Annotated in this window: 15 protein-coding genes; 11 read left to right on the forward strand and 4 right to left on the reverse strand. The window is 34.7% G+C overall.

Translation table 11 applies throughout. The features are described from left to right. Positions 1-41 precede the first annotated feature (41 nt). Positions 42-776 carry a peptidylprolyl isomerase gene (locus N0K80_RS00615; protein WP_269023457.1) on the reverse strand — a complete coding sequence of 245 codons (735 nt, stop codon included), beginning with the start codon at positions 774-776 and terminating at the stop codon, positions 42-44. A gap of 152 nt (positions 777-928) precedes the next feature. On the opposite strand from N0K80_RS00615, the gene N0K80_RS00620 reads away from it, so the two are divergent. The 11 genes from N0K80_RS00620 to dltD all read left to right on the forward strand — a co-directional run bounded on the left by N0K80_RS00620 (position 929) and on the right by dltD (position 12,611). Further along, positions 929-1,246 (forward strand): ArsR/SmtB family transcription factor, encoded by a 318-nt coding sequence (locus tag N0K80_RS00620; protein ID WP_407932676.1) that lies wholly within the window; start codon positions 929-931, stop codon positions 1,244-1,246. Positions 1,247-1,368: 122 nt separating this feature from the next. Then, complete coding sequence (locus N0K80_RS00625) at positions 1,369-3,615, forward strand: transglycosylase domain-containing protein (protein WP_269023458.1); 2,247 nt, start codon at positions 1,369-1,371, stop codon at positions 3,613-3,615. A gap of 2 nt (positions 3,616-3,617) precedes the next feature. Then, a complete protein-coding gene (locus tag N0K80_RS00630) occupies positions 3,618-5,006 on the forward strand; it encodes a hypothetical protein (protein WP_269023459.1) in 1,389 nt (462 codons plus the stop codon). A gap of 52 nt (positions 5,007-5,058) precedes the next feature. After that, positions 5,059-5,673, forward strand: a complete 615-nt coding sequence (locus N0K80_RS00635) for a CadD family cadmium resistance transporter (RefSeq protein WP_269023460.1) — start codon at positions 5,059-5,061, stop codon at positions 5,671-5,673. A gap of 95 nt (positions 5,674-5,768) precedes the next feature. Then, a complete protein-coding gene (locus tag N0K80_RS00640; RefSeq protein WP_146342311.1) occupies positions 5,769-6,494 on the forward strand; it encodes a response regulator transcription factor in 726 nt (241 codons plus the stop codon). After that, positions 6,494-7,954, forward strand: coding sequence for a sensor histidine kinase (locus N0K80_RS00645; protein WP_269023461.1), 1,461 nt, complete (start codon positions 6,494-6,496; stop codon positions 7,952-7,954). The genes N0K80_RS00640 and N0K80_RS00645 overlap by 1 nt, the downstream gene beginning before the upstream one ends. Positions 7,955-8,202: 248 nt before the next feature. Then, the gene (locus N0K80_RS00650; RefSeq protein ID WP_083478933.1) at positions 8,203-8,352 is read left to right on the forward strand and encodes a teichoic acid D-Ala incorporation-associated protein DltX; all 150 of its coding nucleotides are present in this window, start codon (positions 8,203-8,205) and stop codon (positions 8,350-8,352) included. Positions 8,353-8,369: 17 nt separating this feature from the next. Then, positions 8,370-9,899 carry a D-alanine--poly(phosphoribitol) ligase subunit DltA gene (dltA, locus tag N0K80_RS00655; RefSeq protein WP_269023462.1) on the forward strand — a complete coding sequence of 510 codons (1,530 nt, stop codon included), beginning with the start codon at positions 8,370-8,372 and terminating at the stop codon, positions 9,897-9,899. Further along, positions 9,899-11,095: a D-alanyl-lipoteichoic acid biosynthesis protein DltB gene (dltB, locus tag N0K80_RS00660; protein ID WP_269007624.1), complete on the forward strand. Its 1,197-nt coding sequence runs from the start codon at positions 9,899-9,901 to the stop codon at positions 11,093-11,095. Before dltA ends, dltB begins: the two co-directional genes overlap by 1 nt. A 34-nt stretch (positions 11,096-11,129) precedes the next feature. Then, positions 11,130-11,366 (forward strand): D-alanine--poly(phosphoribitol) ligase subunit DltC, encoded by a 237-nt coding sequence (gene dltC / locus N0K80_RS00665; protein ID WP_057973776.1) that lies wholly within the window; start codon positions 11,130-11,132, stop codon positions 11,364-11,366. Continuing rightward, positions 11,367-12,611 (forward strand): D-alanyl-lipoteichoic acid biosynthesis protein DltD, encoded by a 1,245-nt coding sequence (dltD, locus tag N0K80_RS00670; RefSeq protein WP_269023463.1) that lies wholly within the window; start codon positions 11,367-11,369, stop codon positions 12,609-12,611. 39 nt (positions 12,612-12,650) lie between these two features. On the opposite strand, the gene N0K80_RS00675 is transcribed toward dltD, so the two are convergent. The 3 genes from N0K80_RS00675 to N0K80_RS00685 all read right to left on the reverse strand — a co-directional run bounded on the left by N0K80_RS00675 (position 12,651) and on the right by N0K80_RS00685 (position 16,267). Continuing rightward, complete coding sequence (locus tag N0K80_RS00675) at positions 12,651-13,208, reverse strand: P-loop NTPase family protein (RefSeq protein ID WP_269023464.1); 558 nt, start codon at positions 13,206-13,208, stop codon at positions 12,651-12,653. After that, positions 13,189-13,854 carry a hypothetical protein gene (locus tag N0K80_RS00680; RefSeq protein ID WP_269023465.1) on the reverse strand — a complete coding sequence of 222 codons (666 nt, stop codon included), beginning with the start codon at positions 13,852-13,854 and terminating at the stop codon, positions 13,189-13,191. Before N0K80_RS00680 ends, N0K80_RS00675 begins: the two co-directional genes overlap by 20 nt. Before the next feature lie 232 nt (positions 13,855-14,086). Beyond that, positions 14,087-16,267 (reverse strand): LTA synthase family protein, encoded by a 2,181-nt coding sequence (locus tag N0K80_RS00685; protein WP_284143988.1) that lies wholly within the window; start codon positions 16,265-16,267, stop codon positions 14,087-14,089. Between the last annotated feature and the right edge of the window lie 34 nt (positions 16,268-16,301).

Genomic DNA, 16,301 nt, shown 5'->3' on the forward strand with positions numbered 1-16,301 from the left:
ATACCATAGTCAATTTGAAATACGCTAAGAATTTGAATTGATTATCGTGCTTCTTGAATGATCTTAATTGTTTTAACTTTAACATCTGTCGTGGGTTTATCGCCTGAGTTGACCTCAACGGCGGCAATTTTATCAACAACGTCCATTCCTTCGATAACTTGACCGAAGACAGTGTAAGTACCATCTAGAGAAGGTGTTCCACCTTTTTTATATGCATCTAAAATTTTTGAAGGCGTTCCATCTTTAATATCAGCACTTGTACTTACGTCTTCATTATTTTGAACGATGTAGAATTGACTACCAATTGAATTAGGTTCAGACGTTTGGGCCATCGCTAAGGCACCGCGAATATGGTAGAGACTTTTCGAAATTTCGGTGCCGAAAGGTTTACCATAAATACTTTCACCACCAGTACCATCTCCCTTAGGATCTCCGCCTTGAATCATGAATTCATTAATAACACGATGGAAGAGGGTATTGTTGTAATATCCTTTTTGGCTGTGAGTCAAGAAATTTTTAACGGCTCTCGGTGCATATTCGGGGAATAATTTAATTTTAATATTACCCTTTGTCGTTTGAAGCTCAACAACAGCTTCTTTTTTTGATACTGTCGAACTGAGTTGCGGTAACGCAACATTTGATGCCACGCTCGAAGATGAATCACTTTCTGAAACATTCGTTGTTTTTGCGCTTTGATGATAGAAGAAAAAACCGATTCCTCCAAGAATAATGATGACGATTATCGCGATTAAACTGATTATTTTTTTATTTTTCATAGTGACCTCAAACTTTCTTTCTATTATTTGCTTACCCTAGTTTAACGTAGACGATAATGGTTACACAAGTTTTAAATTGAAACATAATGATAGCGCTTGAATGCCGAGAATATGAATGTTATATTTAACATACGTTTAAAAGGGGGAACTTGCTGTTGAATGATGACTTAATACTTATTTCAAAAGAAGATGCGGTCGAAGCTCAAAAAATATTTAAATTGTTAAGTAACCCAACTAGAATGCAGATTATGTATCTACTTGAGCAAAAAGAGTTAACAGTTTCTCAAATCAAGGATAGGTTAGGGATTGAACAGTCAATTGTTTCACACCAATTACAGCTGTTTAAACAACACCAGTTGGTTACTGTACGCAAGGTGGGAAAATCAAGTTATTACAGGCTTGAGGATCAACACGTTATTAGCATACTGACGCAAACGTTGAAACATGCAAATCATGTTTTACATCGTTAAAATTATAGTAAGTGATTAGATTATTGGGGGTATATCATGTTTATTAAAAATGAATCCAAATGGGAAAAATTAAATTTATACATAGAACAAATGACTCACGCCACAAAAGTGGGGATGGCATAATGGGAAAACAAGAAAAAGTTAAGAAAACAAAATGGCGATACAAGCACCCACGTATTTTTAGATGTATCGCGATATGTAGTGTTTTACTTTTATTGGGAGTAGCTACGATTAGTTTGTACGTTGCCACGGTTATTAAGTCAGTTCCAACGGTTACTAGCCAAGAACTAATTTCAGATGCCAGCTCAAATATGTACGACAAGGACGGTCAATTAATTTGGTCTTCCGCTTTAAATAAACGAGTATATGTGAAGTCAAAGGATATTCCTAAAATCTACAGTGACCTTTTATTATCGACCGAGGATCAAACCTTCTATAAAGATGCTGGATTTTCACCATCCGGTCTAGCTAATGCCGCTTTTTCAACTGTTAAATCAGCCGTTGGTAAGGGGGAAGCTCGTGGTGGATCAAGCATTGAACAACAATTAATTAAATTAACTGTTTTTTCAACAAGCAATAAAGACCGAACCGTGGACCGGAAAATAAAAGAATTTTTCCTGGCACAACAGTTGTATCACAACTATAGTAAGGACCAAATTTTAGAATTTTATATAAATAAAATGAGTTTAGGCGAAGGTTCTTATGGGGCTCAAACTATTTCAGAAACTTATTTTGGTAAAACGTTAAAACAATTAAGTGTTAGTCAGCAGGCAATTATTGCGGGATTGGGTCAGGCGCCATCTACCTATAATTTATATTCAAATCCCAAAGCAGTTCGAGCACGACGAGATATCGTTTTAAAGACCGGTTTAGAAAATAAGGTTATTACAAAATCTCAATACAAAATGGCAGTAGCGGAGTCGGTGACTAAAGATTTAAAAAAACGTCACTGGATGGAGAATTCTGTCACAAAAAAAATTCTTGAAAATAATGCATATATTACTTCGGCATTAGAACAGGTGAATGATAAAGGCTATGATTTAACGAAGACGCCATTACAAATCAATACGGCACTTGATTCGAGCCAAAATGCTTATGTAAAAAAACAAGCTGATAATGAAAAATATTATCAGGATTCAACTGAACAATCGGCTATTACCATAACCGACCCTAAAACGGGAAATGTTGTGGCCCAATATGGGGGGCGCCATCAAAAAACAGCTTTTAGTTATAACCGGGCAATATCTACTCAACGTTCGTCAGGATCGGGAATTAAACCACTATTAGATTACGGTCCTGCAATTGAGTATTTTGGGTGGGCAACAACGCATGCTCTAGATGGAACTGCTTACGCTTATCGTGGAACTAATTTACTGGCTCAAAACTTTGATGATGTTAGTTATCAGTCAATAACAATGCAAAATGCGCTACGGGTTTCGGCAAATACACCGGCAATTAGGACATTAGATACTGTTGGTAGTGCAAAGGCTGCCCAATTCTTAACGCAGATTGGTATGCCTCAGGGCAACGCTCCGGCGGGATCGCAGGCTATCGGACTTGATGTTTCTACTGAACAAATGGCTACAGCATATGGAGCCGTTTCAAATGGTGGTACTTACCATGCTGCCCGTTATGTTACTAGTTTAAAATTTTCAGATAACAGTGTTAAAAAATATGATGTCGTTGGTAAGCGTGCAATGAAAGCTTCAACCGCTTTTATATTGACTTCGATGATGGAAGGTGTCCCTAATGCTGGTGGGACAGCACCAAATGCTAAAATAAGTGGTGTTCATCAGGCAATGAAGACCGGAACTGTCGGGTACTCAGCAGCAGCTAAATTCCCTGAAACCGCGAATATGGATGTCTGGATGAACGGATTCACCAAGTCTACATCTATTTCTATGTGGCTGGGTTACGATGAACCAATGAAAAAGGGACATTATATCACGGATGCCGCTTCTGCGATGACAAACGTCAATTTATATCGTGATTTGATGGAACATTTTTCAAAAGAAAATAATGCGGATAATAGTGAGTGGGGAAAGCCATCGACTGTTAACCAATTATCAGGAATTGGTCTTTCAGCCCAATATGAACCCAATGATAAAGTGGTCGTATTAGGCGTTAAGGAACCAGAATCAATTGACTTAAAAAAAGCTAAAGAATACAAAACATATTTATCAAAAACAATAGATAAAGATATTTTAAAAGTTAAATTAGAAGATGCTGCTTATCAAAAAAAACCTGATTCATACAAAATTGGGTCATGGAAGAAAGATATAAATGATAAACTAGATTTAACTCAGAAAAAGCTAGATAAGGCCAATGACGGAATCAAATCAGCCAAAGAGATGATAGAGGGTGAGTGAAAATGGAGCCAAGGTTAAGGGGTAAGAAACAAAAAAATGAAAAACCGGTTATGCGAGAAGACAAAACTAATTTAAAAAAAGGACAAGCTCTAAAAAAAGAGCCAAGAAATTTTTGGAAACAAGTATATCGTCTTTTATTATTCGTGACTATTGGATTGAGTATTTGGAGCATTTATACGGTTGTTAATCGTTACAGAATCAGTCTTGATTGGTCCAAAAACGATAATTCAGAGTTAACGATGGCCAAACAAACGCCAGATTCACTCTACGATTCTAACGCTGAATCTAAAGCGGCAAAACAAGACTTTAATGAAATTTATGCGAGGAGCTATAATGTTAAAACGGAAGATTTAACAACCACGGCAACGACAACCGAAATGAAGAAATTACGCCAGACGTTAGCCCATATTTCAGCTAACTCACGGGCCGATTACCAGACGAAATACGATGATATAGCAAAAAAAGTTAAAGTGAACTCGTTATATCAAGATCTGTTTATGAAGGGTGACAATCAAGCAATTAAAACTAGTGTAACGCCTGAAACAATTCAAAAATTGAATAATGCGCAATTCGGATATATTAATCAATTATTGATTGATTCTTCGAATAAAGATGAGTTTGCGCAACGTATTTATAAGCGACAATTGAAGTTGGCAAAAGATGCAACGGCAATAAACGGTGTGATTGATATTGCAAAGAAGACAGTCACTTATGAACCTACTTCAGGTGATGTGGTCATTTTAAAAGACAGTACTAATCAGCAAATCAATGAGTATACCGCCGCAGTGGGACGTTTGAATTATTCGTGGAAAAATTTAGCTTTTTTAAATGAAATTGAAAAAGTAATTGCAAAGGATTTAGCGAAACAAACGGAACAGTATCAAGTATTTAATGATTATAAAAAAGACCTTTTAGATGAAAAAAAGGCGAATAAGGATTTAGACGTGCTTAAGAAAACTTTGTCTGACGCATTGATAAAACAAAAATTTGATGAAAAGCAAGCTAATGATTATATAAAAATACCTAAATTTACCTCTCAATCTGAGGTACAAAGCTGGGCCGATAAAAACGATATAAAAGTCGTATTCACACGTAAATGGGCTAGGAAAAGTGATATAGTGTCGGATCCGAGCGGAGGTAAACTATTGAAAAGGACAGATAAACTGAGAGTTATCGTTCAACAGGGAGGCTCGGGAGGAACATCTGCTGACTCCGTTAAGACAAGTTCAAGTGCAAATTCTTCAAGTACGTCTGAGAAAAAAACGGATTCTGGTTCAATTAAAGAATCAAGCAGTACACCAGTTGAATCTTCGTCGAAAGCAGAATCTAATTTATCAAGCAGTACGGGGAATGAAAGTAGTTCATCGCTCACTAGTACAACAAAAAAATAAGGAATTTGATAGTGTATATATTAAGTAATTATCAAAATAATAGGGGTAAATAATGACAACAACCATTCTTTCTGGAGTTACAGCTTATATTTCCACAAGTATTGATTATTTAGTTATCTTAATGATTATTTTTGGCCGAATAAAAAAGTCAAAGGCATTTACATACGTGTACTTAGGAGATATCTTGGGTACAACTGTTTTGGTTTCCGCCGCATTATTTATTAGTTTTATTCTTGGGTTAATACCAGATCCCTGGATTTTAGGATTGCTGGGATTTATTCCGATTGTTATGGGAATTATGGTTATCATTAATGACGAAGATGATGGCGAAGAATCGGTTGATAAACAGCTGCACGCAAGTGGCAAAGCTAGAATTATTATTGATGTGGCGTTAATAACAATTATCACATGCGGAGCAGATAATATTGGTATTTATGTACCATTCTTTGTAACGTTAACAATGAGTCAATTAATTATTGTTTTAATTACTTTTTTCTTTATGATGACTTTATTTTGTATTATGGGTTATTTCTTTGGTAAGATACCATTAATTGCGAAGGCCTTTGATAAATATGGTCGATGGATTACGGCTGCGGTGTATATTATCTTAGGATTATATATTGTTTACGAGAATGGTACCTTCGAGAAATTATTATCATTTATATAAACTCAAAGAAAAGACTAAAAAAAAACACATTATTTGATTATAATGATTGTTAGAGATCAGATACGAGTATTTTAAAGTGAAAAATGGAGAATAATATGAAATTATTAATGGTAGAGGACAATAAAGCAGTTTCCGAAATGATGTCAATGTTTTTCCAAAAAGAAAATTGGGACGTTAAATACGCTTACGATGGTAATGATGCAGTTGCCATGTTCAATGAGGATCCAAATGGCTGGGATATCGTGACGCTTGATTTGAATTTGCCGGGAATGGACGGGATGCAAGTCAGTTCAACGATTCGCAAGGTTTCAGCTAACGTGCCAATTATTATACTAACGGCTCGCGATACGGAAAGCGATCAAGTACTTGGTCTGGAAATGGGTGCGGATGATTACGTCACGAAGCCATTTAGTCCTATCACGCTAATTGCTAGAATTAAGGCACTTCATCGTCGTGCAGAAAAACCGAGTGTTGGGACTGACGATGATCATGAAGATGAAAGTAGCTATTTTGATATTGAAACGGCACACTTCAAATTAAGTACGGCCCGCCGAGAGGCTTACCTGAAAGACGTGTTAATTGATGAATTAACACCAAAAGAATTTGATTTGTTGAAAACATTAGCGAATAAGCCAAAGCAAGTTTTTTCTCGAGAAAAATTATTGGAATTAGTTTGGAATTATGAATTTTTTGGTGATGAACGAACGGTTGATGCACACATAAAAAAATTACGTCAAAAAATTGAAAAAGTTGGCCCTCAAGTCATTCAAACAGTTTGGGGCGTCGGCTACAAATTTGATGATTCAGGAGCTGGTCACTAATGAAGTTACTTTACCAACAAATGTTAGCATTTTTCGCGGTTATTATTACATTGGTATTAGTATTTGGTGCTTTATTCCTAAACTTTACGAGCGACATGGTGTATAAAAATACATGGACGCAGTTAGAGGGCTATTCAGATAGTTTGATGTCGGAATCAATGGTTTTAAAGACTGCTGATTCGAAAACAGAATTTAACTTGAATTTAAACAATTTAAGAAATGCTGAATCAATTTTAAAAACACAAAATGTTCGATTTACAATTTATACGAAGAAATCCAAAATTATCTATCCTTACAATGCGGTTCAAGATAATATAACTAAAGAACAGTGGGCTCAGTTAGAAAAAGGCGAGGTTGTCCATCGTACTCCCCACGCAAATAGGCAATTAAAAACTGATATGAAAGCAATCAGTATGACGGATATTTTAAAGCCTTACTTTTATAATGGAAAATTGTATGCTGTTATATCGGTCGGAGCAAGTGTGTCTAACATTCAAGCTAATATGAATCAAATGACCCGAAATTTAGTTATTGCGTTTATTGTGTCCGTGATTGCCGGAATTATTTTGAGTTATCTTCTAGCACGATATTCTGTTTCTAGAATTAATCGACTTAGGAGGGCAACACGAATGGTTGCTGATGGTAATTTTGATGTTCATATTGAAAGTAGACATCGAGATGAGATAGATGATTTGGCGCAAGATTTTGATGGCATGGTTTCCTCGCTTAAAGAATCCGAAAAAGAAATAAAGCGTCAGGAAGATCGTCGCAGACAATTTATGGCCGATGCCGCGCATGAAATGCGGACACCACTTACAACGATTAATGGGTTGCTTGAAGGATTGGCTTATGATGCAATTCCTGAAGAAAGTAAGGGTAAAAGTATTGAATTAATGCGTAGCGAAACTAAACGCTTAATTCGTTTAGTTAACGAAAATTTAGATTATGAAAAAATTCGAACAAATCAAATTACGCTTACGCCAAGTACATTTGATTCAGTTGTTGTGATTAACAATATCGTTGAGCAACTAACTAAAAAATCAGTAGAGGCTAATGATCAAATTGAATTGAGCGTTCCTAAAAGTTTAATGGTCTTCGCTGATTACGATCGATTCGTTCAGGTCATATTCAATATTACTCAAAATGCAATTCAGTTCACTGAATCTGGTACGATTCATATTTCTGCTGAACGTGGCTATCACGAAAGTATTTTTAGGATTACTGATTCGGGTATTGGTATGACAGAAGATCAGTTGAAAAATATTTGGGAACGTTATTACAAGGCGGACCCATCTCGGAAAAATACCAAGTATGGTGAATCTGGATTAGGTTTATCGATTGTTCATCAATTAATGCAGTTGCACAATGGAAAAGTTGAAGTGACAAGCTCTGAGGGGAAAGGAACGACATTCATGTTGACGTTTCCAGATCAGGATGAATCATTATTAATAAATAATTAAGAAACAATTTCTTTTACCTTAAAAAGAGATTGTTCTTTTTGTGATATCGATTAAATTCTGTTATACTAAAAAACGGTCAATTATTATATAACCAATGAGAATCAATAGCGCGTTTTGAGTGCGAATAATGCCAATTTAACGGCGTTTATCTTGATGTTACAAAACTGTTAGGTTAACATAACGAAGTTGTATGTTGGACCAAAAAAATTAAGTGTATACTGTATTAATTTAATAAGGGAGTGATAACTATGAGTCAAAAATGGCATGATTTAAAAGAAAATGAAATTTTTATGTTTATTGTTCGAACGACCTTTTATTTTATCGTATTGGCGATGTTAGTCTATCTGTATTCATTTAGGGGTATAAGTAACGGTACATTTATCTATAATGAATTTTAGAGGGGAAGCGAAGAAAATTGATAAAAAATGTAATTAAACAAATTGATATGGTCGCAACGTCTGATCCAACTCGCATTGTTTATAACAATTTGGGTGAGACAAACACTTATCAACAACTAAAAGAAAAATCTGACGCGCTAGCGTCGCATATTATTGAATTAGACTTAGATAAAAAATCACCAATTATGGTGTATGGTAATCAGAAGTTCGAGATGTTAGTTGCCTTTATGGGTAGTGTTAAAGCTGGACACGCATATATTCCAATCGATTCACATTCACCAGCTGAACGTTTGGAAGAAATTCAAAATATTGCAAAACCGGCTGCTTGTATAGCTGTTGCGGAATTACCTGAAATTGAACTTAATGTTCCCGTGATTTCACATACTGAATTAGTAGAAATCATTGAAAATGGACAAGGAACTGTAGTCCCTGATCCTAGTCTCCAAGTTAAGGGTAATGACAATTTTTACATTATCTTCACGTCGGGTACGACTGGGCAACCCAAGGGAGTTCAGATTAGTCATGATAATTTAATCAGTTACGTAAACTGGATGATAGAAGACTTTTCTTTGCCAGAGCGTCCTAATATCTTATCGCAGGCGCCATATTCATTTGATTTATCTGTCATGGATGTGTACCCAGCATTAACTATGGGTGGTCAATTATCTGTTTTACCGCAAGAAGTTACGGATAACTTTAAAGTTCTTTTTCAAACGTTACCTACTTTAGACCTCCAAGTTTGGGTTTCTACACCATCATTCATGGATATTTGTTTATTGGAACCAACGTTTGATGCGGATCATTTACCTGATCTTAGCCGCTTTTTATTTTGTGGCGAGGAACTAACGCATAAAACTGCTTCAGCATTGAAGAAAAGATTCCCAATGGCCAAAATATTTAACACATACGGACCAACTGAAGCAACAGTTGCAGTTTCAAGTGTCGAGATTACGAATGATATTTTAGAAGCATACCCACGATTACCAATTGGTTATTCAAAAGCTGATACAAAAATGGTTGTGGTTAATTCGAAAAACGAAGTAGTTCCAAATGGAGAAGAAGGAGAGTTAATCATTATTGGACCTAGCGTCTCAAAAGGATATATTAATAATCCTGATAAAACGGCTAGTGCCTTTTTCAAAATGGATGGTGGGAATGCATATCGAACAGGAGATGCGGCTACCATAAGTTCTGATGGGATGCTTTTGTATCGAGGTCGAATTGATTTCCAAGTTAAACTGCATGGATATCGAATCGAACTAGAAGAAGTTGATCATCATGTATCATCGGCTCCATACGTAAAACAAGCAATTACTATTCCGAAATACGATAAGGACCATAAAGTTTCTCAATTGATTGCGTATGTTGTACAAAAAGAGCACCCATTTGACCGTGATATTGAGTTGACGGCCGCAATAAAAAAAGATATGGCTGAAACGACAATGTCATATATGATTCCACAAAGATTTGTATACGTGGATTCTTTACCATTAACGCAAAATGGAAAAATCGATCGGAAAAAATTAATTAATGAGGTGAATGCCTAATGGTATCGTTCCAACCTTATGTTAATCCAATTTATTTTTTATATCTTATTGCGTTTTTAATCCCGATTATTATTGGAATCCTAAATGGCAAACGATTTAGAGTATATGAAACAATCATCTCATTGTTATTTATCTGTCTGATATTTGGTGGACCTAAACTTCACGAAGGATTTAATTTAATCTTATATATCATTTTTGAAGTCTTGATGATTGGGTTGTATATGCGATATCGTAGTAAACATAATCAAACATGGGTTTTTGTTGTGGCGGTTCTTTTAGCAATTTCACCACTTTCAATTGTGAAAATTACGCCGGCAATTAATAACGGGATACCATCAATTATTGGTTTCTTAGGAATTAGTTACCTAACATTTAAAGCTGTTCAAATGATTATGGAATCACGGGATGGTAGTATTAAAAAATTTGATTTAATGCTCACACTACAATTTTTATTGTTTTTCCCAACAATTTCTTCAGGACCGATTGACCGTTACAGAAGATTTGTCAAAGATTATCAGAGCGTACCAAGCCAAGAAAAATACTTGGAGATGCTACAAAAAGGAATTTTCTATATTTTTCAAGGATTTTTATATAAGTTCTTATTAGCATATCTCTTTGGTACGGTGTTATTACCACCAATTGCTCATGCTGCATTGCAACATGGCGGCATGTCATGGGCGTTAGTTGGCTATATGTACACATACAGCATGGATCTATTTTTTGATTTTGCTGGTTATAGCTTATTCGCGGTCGGTATTAGTTACTTTATGGGAATTGAAACACCAATGAACTTCAATAAACCTTTTATCTCGCATAATATTAAGGATTTTTGGAATCGTTGGCATATGACGCTCTCATTTTGGTTCCGTGATTATGTTTACATGAGACTGGTCTTTTTCATGATGAAACATAAATTAATTAAGAGTCGAATAACGACAGCCATTGTTGGTTATTTTGCTTTATTTTTACTGATGGGATTCTGGCATGGGGTAACCTGGTACTACATCGCATACGGGTTATTTCATGCAATTGCCATTGTGATTAATGATACTTGGCTCAGATTTAAAAAGAAACACAAAGGTAGTATTCCAAGTAATAAATTAACTGAAATTTTTGCAATCTTCATTACATTTAACGTGGTTTGTCTTAGTTTCTTAATTTTTTCAGGATTTTTAGATAAACTGTTTTTTTCATAAAATAAATAATTAACTAACTTAAAGGAGAATTAAGATGAATACAAAAGATAAAGTTTTAGAAATTTTAGAAAACACAACAGATAGCGCTGAGGTTAGAAATAATTTGGATATAAACATCTTTGATGAAGGTCTATTAGATTCAATGGGGTCAATTCAATTAATTCTAGAATTGCAAAATGAATTGGGCATCGATATTCCAATCTCAGAGTTTGAACGTTCTGAATGGGCAACACCAAATCTAATTATTGCAAAAGTAGAAAGCATGATCTAAATGGGATTGAAAAAGAAGTTATTCATGATTATTGGGCCTGTTATTTTGGCGATTATTTTAATAGTTGTCATTTTACTCGCACCAGTCAAATATAATTTCAGTTCCGCAAAAACTGAAGAAAAAGCTGCAGTATCTCAATCTAAAAACATTTTAGGTGGATCCGTCATTCGACAACAAGCGTTGGAGGACGGTTACGTTCCATTTATTGGTTCGTCTGAATATTCACGAATGGATTCGATGCATCCCTCGGTTTTAGCAAAAAAATATAATCGTTCGTATCGACCATTCTTAATGGGAACGGGTGGTACACAGTCTCTTACCCATTACTTTGATTTACAAGGTATAAAAGATCAAATTAAGAATAAAAAAGCCGTATTTATTGTATCACCTCAATGGTTTGTTCCAGGTGGTGTTAGCAAACAAGCTTTCAATATGTTTTACTCACCATTGCAGACGACGGAGTGGTTATTATCCGCGAATGCTAAAACTGAGGCAGACCAATACGCGGCCAAAAGATTCATCGCTTTGATGTCTGATGGAGGCAATGAGTCTATATTGAAGGCAATGCAAAAAATTGCCGATGGAAAATCTTTATCTGGAACTGATATTAATATATTCCGCATGAAGTTAACAATTTTACAGCATGAAGATGAGTTATTTTCAGGATTCTCTGTACCCAATAGGATGCAACTTATTGACAGACAAACTAGAAACCTACCTGCTAAGTATGATTTAGCAACATTGGATGTTCTAGCAGGTCGATTTGGGGCTAAAGGAACGACTAATAATAATTTTGGAATTCAAAATAGTTATTGGACGGGTAGACATTTAGATGGGACAGGAAAATTTGCAGGTAAGCAGGCTAAATTAAATTACGACCGTTCTGTTGAATTCTCAGATTTTCAATTGGTTTTAAATCAATTTTCAAAAGAACATACCAATGTTTTATTTATTATCCCACCTGTTAATAAACGTTGGTCAGAATATACGGGATTATCAGCAGAGATGTTGAAAAATAATGCCACTAAAATTACGGAACAATTAAAATCTCAAGGGTTTGATCATGTTGCAGATTTTAGCAAACGTGGTAATGAAAAATATTTCATGGCTGATACGATTCATTTAGGCTGGAAGGGCTGGGTAGCCGTTGATCGATACGTGAACCCATTCTTAACGCAAAAACAGGCTAAACCTGATTATCACATGGACGACTATTATTACTCAAAAGATTGGCAACAAGAATAACGAAAATAGACTTACATTGCGAGTTATCGCAATGTAAGTCTATTTTATTAGAGGAGATTTATTGAAGGGCGTAACCTGAGGTTGAGTAAGTAATTCTGGCTGATTTGTGGTAATAATAATACGAAGATTCAGTTGAAAGGTTAATTCGGTGACGAAATCAATGAAAAATCTTGTTTCCGTTATTGAAAAAGTGTCTATTAAATTTGTTAAAATAATTATAGAATTATTATTTAAAACCGCTCTGAATAACAGAATAATCGCTCTATCCATCTGATTTAAGGATGTAATTTTCTTATCCATAAAATTTGGTGAGTGACGGTTAAAATGATGTCCATAAATCAATTTAGAAATAATACTCTTTTCCTCTTTTTTGTAATTTTTTTGCGTTAAACTCATATTTTGAGTGACACTTAAATAAGGTACCAAGAGTTTAAGATTATCTACCGTGATTAATTCAATTAGTTTTGAGTGAAGAAGATTTTGATCCAAGAGTTGATTGGTGAACTCGGATGACTGATCTAAAACGATTGAAACTGAATTGGTAGGAAATATCTTTTCTACGATGCCACTCATTTCGTTACGCTTTTTTACCTGCATGGATGAACCTCCTGTTATTGGATAAGTTATGATTTGAAAGTAATGCGGTTAAGAATGAGAGTAGACTGGCTACAATACCACTAATGAGTAAGTATGCAGCATTGATAAATAGTTCCTTCGATATCAGGGGACCGAGTGACATGCCTGTGGAAGATATTAAAAAATTCCCATTAAAATTTGTTAATTTATGGGACATTAATTTTAAGAGTTCAGTCGATATTTCGGATGATGAAAGCTGCATGGATAATGAATGCTCAAGCCAATAACTATTAATTGTTTTAAGTAATGAAGCATAGCTACTTTTAAAAAGGAAAATTAAAACGACTACCGAAATCAATGCCATAATGAAAATGAGAAAGATTTCAAGCGCAAATGAAAGAGCAATCTTTGAATCACTTTCACCAATATGATGCAAACTGGCGTGCTCTTCCTTACGATTTTTAATGATTTTTAAATAAATAAATAAAACAATCAGAAGTGAAATCAGCGATAATCCGGTAATAATGGGGGAAATTAAGTTAATTTGCTTTTCGTGGATATCAGTTAGTATCTTAACCAAATTTGAACTTGATTTAGTGTCGATATTAACATGCTCTAACATTTTTTTAAAATTCTTGAATGAATCAAACGAAATTTGATTAAACAAAAGAGCCGAGATACTAATGAATAGGGTGAAAAAGAAAAATACAAATAAACCTAAAGATTGTTTCACATGATATAAAAGACTGGATAGGGATTGTAAAATTAAAGACATGATTTCACCTCTTTACGTAAGCTTATGTTGATAATTTTAGTTAAGAAGTATGAATATTTTATGAAATTGGTTAGAATAAAAAAATAAACGTTACTGAAAATATAACTTTCAGTAACGTTTATTTTTAATTTGAGGAAGAATTTGATTCATGTGTAGCAGAACTTGTTTTTGAGTCCGAAGAAGAACTTTCAGATGCTGGTTTTAATTCAGGTGCATCCGTTTTGTATAGATTAGTAGTGGACTTGTTACCTTTTTCTGAATAAAGACTCGTCGAGTTATTTTTGAGTTCCTGTTGTAGTTTCAATAATTTATTATATTGGTTCTTATAATTGTACTCAGCCGGTTGTACGGGTTTAAAATTATTGGGTGTATAGTAACGTAATAAATTTTGATTATTAACAGTATCCGATAGATTTAACTCGGTACTGACCTTTTTTTGTTCCTTATTAATGGTTTCTTGAACGGACTTAGAAGGGTGCGTCACCTCTTTACCCGTTGTATTATCATAAATGGTTGAATCTAACACAGTATAGTCAGGTGTAATGAAGTTTTCATTTCTGAACGCGACAGTTTGATCATGCGTTTTGGAGAATAAATCTGTTCCAAATTGAACGTATGATGATGAATCCTGACCTAACAAGTGAAGTAAAGTTGGAAGAACGTCAACTTCACCACCATATTCGGGTTGAACACCACCGTTATTTATTCCAGGAATGTGAACCATGAAGGGGACACGTTGCATTTGGGTATTATCAAATGAACTCCACGTCTCAGATGACTTACCGAGTAACTTAGCCAACTTTACGTTCCTAGAATTGGAAATACCATAATGATCACCATATAAAACAACCATTGAATTATTATACAAACCAGATTTCTGTAAGTAAGCAAAAAATTCTTTAACGGATTCATCCAAATAATGGGCCGTTTGGAAATAATTATTAACAGATGAATCACCGGTATTTGGAACTTCAAAATCTTTATTTTGGGAATCAATATCAAATGGGAAATGATTTGACACCGTAATAAATTTTGCGTAAAAAGGTTGTTGTAATCTTTCTAAGTACTTAACTGAATCATTAAATAGCAGTTTATCTTTTAAACCATACTCAAGCGTATTTTTTGCGGAGTTATCATAATAACTTGAATCGAAGAAATATTGATAGCCCATACTCTTGTAAACTGTGTCTCTGTTCCAAAAGGAACCTGTGTTACCATGGAATACGGCACTAGAGTAGCCTGAGGTTTGATTTAAGATAGCTGGGGCGGCTTCAAAGGTATTCTCTGACCCAAGAGACGTGAACACTGATCCCTGGGCTAAACCATAGATACTTGTCTCTAATAGATTCTCAGCATCAGATGTTTTTCCTTGCCCAACTTGATTAAAGAAATTAGGGAAACTGTAAGTTTGTTTACCATTGTAAAGTGAGTTTAAAAAAGGTGTTACTTCTTTACCATTTACTTTAAAATTGATTAAAAATTGTTGGAAACTTTCTAAATGAATAACGATCACATTCTTACCTTTTGCAACGCCATACATATTTGGATCTGGTGCCGCGTAATGCGATTTTGTAAAATCTAGTACTTTATTTAAATCGTAACTTTCGGCAGTATCACGGACACGATTATTTTTAACCGTCTTGAAACTATCGTAAACGGTATAAGAATCAATCCCTAAATATTTAACGATATAATTACGATCAAAGGTTCTCGTAATTAATTGTGGTCGATCAATTTCGCCTAATGTTAGAGTTGCTAACGTTAACATTATTGAGAATGACATGATTGCAAAAGCGTTTATTTTTTTAAATGGGTTAGCGTTAAATTTTAAGTAACGTGTTATAAATAATAAGATGATCAAAGCCAAATCGATAACATAAAAAATATCGTGAGGCTTCATTAGAGCAAAAGAGCTCCCACTAATCCCTTCGGAAACCTTGGAATAGCCCAACATCGTATTTATGGTCATAAAATCGGTGAACTCACGATAATAAATAACATTAAAAAATAATAATGCTGAATTTGCGATGTAGATTAGAAACATTGTTAAATATGAAATAATTGGTTTCTTGATATACAATGCAAGTCCTAGCAATAACATGGTCGTCCCAATGGGATTGAGCAGGAGAACGAAGTACTGATAAATACCTGTAACGCCTAAATTAAAATCAACTAGGTAGGCAGTAATTGTCTTTAACCAGAAGGAGAATAGGAGTAAGGTGAAAAATCCAAGTCTTGTATTGAGAAATAGTCTTAAGCGTTTAAGTGTTTGCACGGTTTGAGCCGTCCTTTCGAGTGTAATCATCTAAAGTCGTAATTGTAGTTTACAGTTTCTATTA

It is taken from the genome of Dellaglioa carnosa (assembly GCF_026948345.1).
GTDB lineage: Bacteria > Bacillota > Bacilli > Lactobacillales > Lactobacillaceae > Dellaglioa > Dellaglioa algida.

Bases quoted from the DNA above. Each gene is read 5' to 3' on its own strand.
- dltB (WP_269007624.1), top strand. From the start codon at position 9,899: ATGGTATCGTTCCAACCTTATGTTAATCCAATTTATTTTTTATATCTT.
- dltC (WP_057973776.1), top strand. From the start codon at position 11,130: ATGAATACAAAAGATAAAGTTTTAGAAATTTTAGAAAACACAACAGAT.
- N0K80_RS00675 (WP_269023464.1), bottom strand. From the start codon at position 13,208: ATGCAGGTAAAAAAGCGTAACGAAATGAGTGGCATCGTAGAAAAGATA.
- N0K80_RS00685 (WP_284143988.1), bottom strand. From the start codon at position 16,267: ATGATTACACTCGAAAGGACGGCTCAAACCGTGCAAACACTTAAACGC.
- N0K80_RS00640 (WP_146342311.1), top strand. From the start codon at position 5,769: ATGAAATTATTAATGGTAGAGGACAATAAAGCAGTTTCCGAAATGATG.
- N0K80_RS00635 (WP_269023460.1), top strand. From the start codon at position 5,059: ATGACAACAACCATTCTTTCTGGAGTTACAGCTTATATTTCCACAAGT.
- N0K80_RS00630 (WP_269023459.1), top strand. From the start codon at position 3,618: ATGGAGCCAAGGTTAAGGGGTAAGAAACAAAAAAATGAAAAACCGGTT.
- dltD (WP_269023463.1), top strand. From the start codon at position 11,367: ATGGGATTGAAAAAGAAGTTATTCATGATTATTGGGCCTGTTATTTTG.
- N0K80_RS00650 (WP_083478933.1), top strand. From the start codon at position 8,203: ATGAGTCAAAAATGGCATGATTTAAAAGAAAATGAAATTTTTATGTTT.
- N0K80_RS00645 (WP_269023461.1), top strand. From the start codon at position 6,494: ATGAAGTTACTTTACCAACAAATGTTAGCATTTTTCGCGGTTATTATT.
- N0K80_RS00615 (WP_269023457.1), bottom strand. From the start codon at position 776: ATGAAAAATAAAAAAATAATCAGTTTAATCGCGATAATCGTCATCATT.
- N0K80_RS00625 (WP_269023458.1), top strand. From the start codon at position 1,369: ATGGGAAAACAAGAAAAAGTTAAGAAAACAAAATGGCGATACAAGCAC.